The following is a 6,313-nucleotide window of genomic DNA, read 5'->3' as shown; positions in this document are numbered from 1 at the left end:
TTTTCCATTCCTAATAATTCAAGAGCACGATTGGCAATGACTTCATTTGCATTCATGTTCATTGAAGTACCCGCTCCGCCTTGGATTGGATCTACGATGAAATGATCATGCCATTTTCCATCAAGAATTTCTTGAGCAGCTTCTGCGATCGCACCGCCCTTGTTTAATTCCAATCTTCCTACATCTGTATTCGCAAGCGCTGCAGCTTTTTTTACAACTGCGAACGCTTTAATTAAACCTTCATGGATTTTGTATCCTGTAATTGGGAAGTTTTCAACTGCACGCATTGTTTGTACGCCGTAGTATGCATAGTTTGGTACTTCTTTTTCACCTAAAAAATCTTTTTCAATTCGAACACCATTTTTAACTTCAGTTAATGTTGCCATGATTATTCACTCCTTAACGATTTCTTATGCTGCTTTTGTTTCTTTGACTGTTTCTACATATTGTTTTGCTTTCTCATTATCGAATTCGCCTTCCCACTTCGACATAACAATGGCCGCTAATGCATTTCCTAATACATTGACAGATGAGCGAATCATATCTAAAATGCGGTCAATTCCCGCAATTAATGCGATACCTTCTAGTGGTAACCCCATTGAACCTAACGTTGCTAATACAACAACGAACGATGCACCTGGAACTCCCGCCATACCTTTGGATGTTAACATGAGAACGAATAATAACGTTATTTGCTCCGTTAGTGACATGTGGACACCGTACATTTGTGCAACAAACAATGCCGCTAACGCTTGATAAATAGCCGATCCAGTCAAGTTAAATGTATAACCTGTCGGAATTACGAAAGAGGCAACTGCCTTTGGACAACCGAACTCTTCCATTTTTCTCATTATATTAGGTAAAACAGCTTCTGAACTTGCTGTCGTAAATGAAAGAATCAATTCTTCTTTTAAAATTTTTATTAATGTAAAAATGTTTACTCCAACCATTCGTGCATTAATACCTAATACAATCACAACGAATAGTATAACAGTTACGTATACAGCTAGCACTAGTTTTCCTAGCGGAAGTAGTGTTGCTACACCAAATTTTGCAACCGTAACGGCAATTAATGCGAATACACCAAATGGTGCAAATTTCATAACTTGATTTGTAACCCAAAACATGGCTTCGAGTACGCCTTCAAAAAAGTTAAAGACAGGCTTTCCTTTTTCCCCAATTGCCGCAACTCCTAAGCCGAATAATACTGAGAAGAATATAATCGGTAATAGGTCACCTTGTGCAATCGATTCAAATACGTTTTTCGGTACAATGTGAACAATTGTCTCAGCAAAACCTTTCTTCTCTGTTGCATCTGCAGTTTGTTTATAAGAAGAAATATCACTTTGCTGTAAATTACTCATATCAACACCAGTACCTGGTTGGAATATATTCGCTGCAAGTAATCCCATTAAAATAGCAATCGTCGTAATAATTTCGAAATAAAGAATTGTCTTACCACCCAGTTTCCCAAGCTTCTTCATATCTCCTACACCAGCTACTGCAACAATTAATGCTGAAATAACAATTGGTACTACAATCATCTTAATTAAGTGAATAAATATATCCCCAATTGGTGTGATATAAGAAATCGCCGTTTTATTGCCATAAAAGACTGCCCCTACTACAATCCCTAAAACAAGCGCGACAAAAATTTGTGTTGCCAATCCGAATTTTTTCATTTATGTTCATCCCCTTCATGCGAACGCTTTCAATTTGAATTTATAAAAGCTACTCACACATCTTATAAGCGAACCTACAAAATCATACAAAAACCTACAAGTTCGTCACAAAAAATTCAAATATTTTTCTTCTTTTTTTCATTGACACCATTTTGTTAAAAAACGATAAAATAAACTTGATAAGTAATCAGATTGTTTCGTATAATCAAAAAGATATATACTTAAAACAAATCAAAATGAAAAGGAGTGGATGTTATGAAAAACTATACAAAGCAATTCGTCCTATCTTCTTCTTTTCTTTTTCATTTTCTTAAAAAGGAACAAAGGCATTCGCCTTTGTTCCTTTTTTATTGCGATCTATATAGGGGGAATTGTTATGAGGCCATATAAACGTGTCTTAATTAAATTAAGCGGCGGTGCACTTGCCGATCAAACTGGAAATAGCTTTAACTCCAAACGATTAGAACATATCGCAAACGAAATTTTATCCATTGTTGATTTAGGTATCGAAGTATCCATCGTCATCGGTGGCGGTAACATTTTTAGGGGGCATCTAGCTGAAGAGTGGGGAATTGATCGCGTAGAAGCTGATAATATCGGTACACTAGGTACAATCATTAACAGCTTAATGCTTCGCGGTGTTTTAACAAGTAAAACAAATAGAGAAGTACGCGTTATGACGTCCATTCCATTTAATGCAGTAGCTGAACCATACATTCGCTTACGTGCAGTCCACCATTTAGATAACGGCTATATCGTTATCTTTGGAGGTGGAAACGGGCAACCGTTCGTGACAACAGATTATCCAAGTGTACAAAGAGCCATCGAAATGAATAGTGATGCCATATTAGTCGCAAAACAAGGTGTCGACGGTGTTTTTACAAGTGATCCAAAGCATAACAAATCAGCAAAAATGTACAGCAAACTAAACTATAATGATGTCGTTAGACAAAATATACAAGTCATGGATCAAGCGGCATTACTGCTTGCCCGGGACTACAATTTACCAGCACATGTCTTTAACTTTGATGAGCCTGGAGTGATGAAAAAAATATGTTTAGGTGAACATGTGGGGACGTTGATTAATGATGATGTTACGATGCTGGTGCATGAAAAATAATGATTTCCCACCAAAAAGGGTGCCTTTTGTAGGCACCCTTTTCTAATCCACCATCACAAATAGAACTCAACCAATCCCGCCACTTTCTCCTTACAACGCTCCCAAAAAGATAACTTTTCAAAAAACTCTTTCGTCATTTCTTTCGAATCATGAAAATCCTCTGTTAACGCCTTATTAACTTGTCCTACAATAGGACCACCATAAATATAAAAATTCATTTCATCATTTATATTGAAGCTACGCGAAGTAAAGTTTGTTGTACCAATAACGGTTAATTCATTATCAATAAGCATTAATTTGCCATGGAACATTCCTTTTTTATACCCATATACAGTAATCCCATTATTAACAGCTTGACGTATGTATGGATACGCCGCTTCTTTTATAAGAGGTAGATCTGGTTTATATGACCAAAGTATTTTTACTGTAACACCACGCTTTTGTGCTGCGATTAAAGCATTCATGGACTCTTTATTTTTTGCTATAAAATACGGCGTTGCAATTACAATGGAGTGCTGAGCTTGTTTTATGAGCTCTATATATTTTTCAGCAACGTAATGCCCATTGTAACTAGTCATAGTATGTAATGTATTCCCTTTACTAGCTTTATTCGTACTCCTCTTTATCTCTTCTTTCGTATCTCGTTTCCAATCTAAAGCGAATTGCTGTTCTAAATCTTTTGCTCCTTCTCCTTTAAGCCGTACATGATAATCACGCCAATATCCAAATCGCTTATCTTTCCCTAAGTACTCATCTCCTATATTAAATCCGCCTGTATAGCCAATATCCCCATCAATCGTCGTAATACGGCGATGATTACGATGGTGAAGTGAATAAAATCCGAATGGCAATGCAGGTTTTCTACTATATGTAAAATGCACACCACTTTCCCGTAATTCATTTATCATCTTTCTTTCAAATGATAAATCATTAATGCGATCAACTGATAAATAGACGTTTGCTCCTTCTTTTGCCTTCTCTTTTAATAAGTTTAAAAAAGTATGACTACTTTTATCATCCGACAAAATGAAGAAATAAGTGTAGATGGAGCTTTTCGCTTTTTTAATATCTTCAAATAGCTGCTCATATAATGATTTCCCTTCTACATATAATTGAAAATCACTATAATGAGGCGCATACTCTGTCGGCATGTTTTTTCCAGCTTCCATTTTCCTACCTAAGGTAACATCGATATGCATACAAATTAAAATAAAAACGAAAATAGCAATAATAATAGAAGTAACTCTTAATATTTTTTTAATCATTTTGGTTTCCTTCCAATCATATTCCTTACTATTTCGTAGTGTTTCATTTAAATATGTTTTCATACGAAATGTATTTCTTATTTTTATTGATACTAAACAGTTAAAGGAGATACGAATATGAGAAAAGGAAAAACTCCTATTGTTTTTATCCCAGGTCTTTTCGGTTCAATGAGCAATATTATTATTCCCGGCACTGGTAATTGGAGTTTTGGACTTTCTGCATTTGTTTACGAACCATTCATCGTGATGCTAGAAAGTATGGGGTACGAACGAAATAAAGACTTGTTCATCTGTTTTTATGACTGGCGGCAGCGTATTGTTTTTTCTACACAAAAATATTTATTACAAACGATTGCTTATGCTAAAAAGATTACAGGTTGCGATAAACTAAATTTAATTTGTCATAGTATGGGCGGCCTTCTTGGACGTTCTTACGTTCAAAGTGACGAATATAAAAATGATGTGAATCAACTTATAATACTCTGCACACCAAACGCTGGATCTCCACCAAATTATAGTTATTGGACTGGAGGTAGTCTCCCTATCCATGCCTTTTCTAAAATAAATATCGTTCATTTTTATATGGAACAATATATTTGTTACTTAAGCATCTTACATAAAATGAATAAAGTTGAGGCGATACACATTTACTTTCCAGGATTACAAGATGTTATTCCTTGTAAAGATTACGGAAATTATTTATTTATAAAATCCGACTCTTCTATTACATTTCTTCCTTATAGTAAGATGAAAACGAAAAACCCTTTCCTCGATATATTAAATACAAATAGATTTATTATACAAAAAAGAAATATTGAAACGACACTCATTGCCGGAGATGGAGAGGAAACAACTCAATATTTACAAGTCGTCCCTTCACATTCCAAACTGAAATGGACAGACGGCAAAGTCGTCGGTGATTTACTTACAAAACATGGTGACGGTAACGCTGTTCTACATAGCGTTTTTCTTCTAGAGGGAAATAAATATGTTTTGCATGCTTCACATAACGAAGTGCTCTACAAAAGCATTCCTATACTACAAAAGATACTCTAAGTTTCAAACAAAAAAGGTATGGCATTAAGCCACACCTTTTCACATTAAACAAAATTTCTCGCGTCATTATTTCTTCCAAACTTATAAATAGCAATTAAGAAGAATGCAATTGCGAAAGCGAATAAAATTAAAATGTTTAAATACAACTCCGAGAATGGTATTCCCTGCTGTAGTTTTGATATCGTATCTAACAACCAGCGCTGCGGAAGAAAATTAGCTACTTTTTGTACTGCACTTGGCATAATGTCATATGGGAAATAACATCCAGCAAGTAAGCATGTTGGTACAATGATCATATTTTGCATCGCATTTGCCGATGCTGAGTTTTTCGAAAAAGCTACAAGGACTAATGATATTCCAATTGCGATTAATGCAAATAGCATTAGTACGCCCATCATCACTATGAAAGGCATATTGATATTCGTATGAAAAACATTCGTTAGGAATAGGATTGTAATCAAAATTTGTACTGTTAGTATTATGATATTTACTCCGACATTAGATAATATAAACTTCTTCCCATCTATCGGCGTTGATAATAGTCTAAAGTACGTTCTATTCTCTTTTTCTTTTAAAATATGACCTGATAAGTTCGCTGCTGAAAACAGCATAAACATAATAAGGTAACCCATCGTTTGATTTGTCATATCTTTATTTTTCGAAGTATCTTCTAGCGTCTCAGTTTTCATTTTAAATGAACTTTTTTGATACCCTGCGTACATATTGTCGAATGTGCTTTGATCTGTTCCGGCTACTTTACTAATAGCTGCTATATTATCAATATAATTATATAAATATGATTTTATAAATCCTGTTACTTGATCACCTTTAATCGATGAAATTTCAATATGCTCTGGTTTCCCTTCTCGAACACTTTTTGAAAAACCAGAATCTAATGTAATAACTCCATCAAGTTTTTTGGAAGTGAGTTTATCTTCTATTTGAGACTCCTTAACCTTACTCACATTCACATGATTTAATCCTTCTAAAAACTTTATCGTATCATTTGCTATCGGCTCATTTTCTTTATTTACAATCCCGATATTTAACGTTCCTTGCCCTGCATTTCCGTATATCGAGAAGGAAATGAGCGTCCCTATTATCGGCAAGCTAATTATAATTAGTAAACTTTTTTTATTTTTCAAAAGCACAGATAACGTTTTTTGTATGAGCCATAAAATATCCTTCAT

6 protein-coding genes are annotated in these 6,313 nt (G+C 34.7%); 2 read left to right on the top strand and 4 right to left on the bottom strand.

What is annotated here, in order from left to right; translation table 11 throughout:
- On the bottom strand, nucleotides 1-386 hold a 386-nt coding region (locus QO049_RS23465), incomplete at its 3' end, for a lyase family protein (protein ID WP_257896711.1).
- A gap of 24 nt (nucleotides 387-410) precedes the next feature.
- On the bottom strand, nucleotides 411-1,682 hold the full coding sequence (locus tag QO049_RS23460; RefSeq protein ID WP_000713291.1) for a cation:dicarboxylate symporter family transporter: 1,272 nt from the start codon (nucleotides 1,680-1,682) through the stop codon (nucleotides 411-413).
- A 376-nt stretch (nucleotides 1,683-2,058) separates the two neighbouring features.
- Here QO049_RS23460 and pyrH point away from each other — a divergent pair, with 376 nt between their 5' ends.
- Nucleotides 2,059-2,802: a UMP kinase gene (gene pyrH, locus QO049_RS23455; protein ID WP_001248059.1), complete on the top strand. Its 744-nt coding sequence runs from the start codon at nucleotides 2,059-2,061 to the stop codon at nucleotides 2,800-2,802.
- A 53-nt stretch (nucleotides 2,803-2,855) separates the two neighbouring features.
- Here pyrH and cls read toward each other — a convergent pair whose 3' ends face one another.
- Nucleotides 2,856-4,067 carry a cardiolipin synthase gene (gene cls, locus QO049_RS23450; protein WP_002102956.1) on the bottom strand — a complete coding sequence of 404 codons (1,212 nt, stop codon included), beginning with the start codon at nucleotides 4,065-4,067 and terminating at the stop codon, nucleotides 2,856-2,858.
- A 117-nt stretch (nucleotides 4,068-4,184) separates the two neighbouring features.
- Here cls and QO049_RS23445 point away from each other — a divergent pair, with 117 nt between their 5' ends.
- On the top strand, nucleotides 4,185-5,123 hold the full coding sequence (locus QO049_RS23445) for an esterase/lipase family protein (protein WP_284489530.1): 939 nt from the start codon (nucleotides 4,185-4,187) through the stop codon (nucleotides 5,121-5,123).
- Between the two features lie 44 nt (nucleotides 5,124-5,167).
- On the opposite strand, the gene QO049_RS23440 is transcribed toward QO049_RS23445, so the two are convergent.
- Complete coding sequence (locus tag QO049_RS23440; RefSeq protein ID WP_000651885.1) at nucleotides 5,168-6,313, bottom strand: ABC transporter permease; 1,146 nt, start codon at nucleotides 6,311-6,313, stop codon at nucleotides 5,168-5,170.

The sequence above is a fragment of the Bacillus sp. RB3 genome (assembly GCF_030164735.1).
In the GTDB taxonomy this organism is placed as follows: Bacteria; Bacillota; Bacilli; order Bacillales; family Bacillaceae_G; genus Bacillus_A; species Bacillus_A cereus.
Note: the sequence above shows the minus strand (reverse complement) of the source record. Positions and strands in the feature narration are given on the sequence as shown.

Excerpts from the sequence above, each read along its gene's own strand:
- QO049_RS23460 (WP_000713291.1), bottom strand. The coding sequence starts at position 1,682 with ATGAAAAAATTCGGATTGGCAACACAAATTTTTGTCGCGCTTGTTTTA.
- pyrH (WP_001248059.1), top strand. The coding sequence starts at position 2,059 with ATGAGGCCATATAAACGTGTCTTAATTAAATTAAGCGGCGGTGCACTT.
- cls (WP_002102956.1), bottom strand. The coding sequence starts at position 4,067 with ATGATTAAAAAAATATTAAGAGTTACTTCTATTATTATTGCTATTTTC.
- QO049_RS23445 (WP_284489530.1), top strand. The coding sequence starts at position 4,185 with ATGAGAAAAGGAAAAACTCCTATTGTTTTTATCCCAGGTCTTTTCGGT.
- QO049_RS23440 (WP_000651885.1), bottom strand. The coding sequence starts at position 6,313 with ATGAAGGATATTTTATGGCTCATACAAAAAACGTTATCTGTGCTTTTG.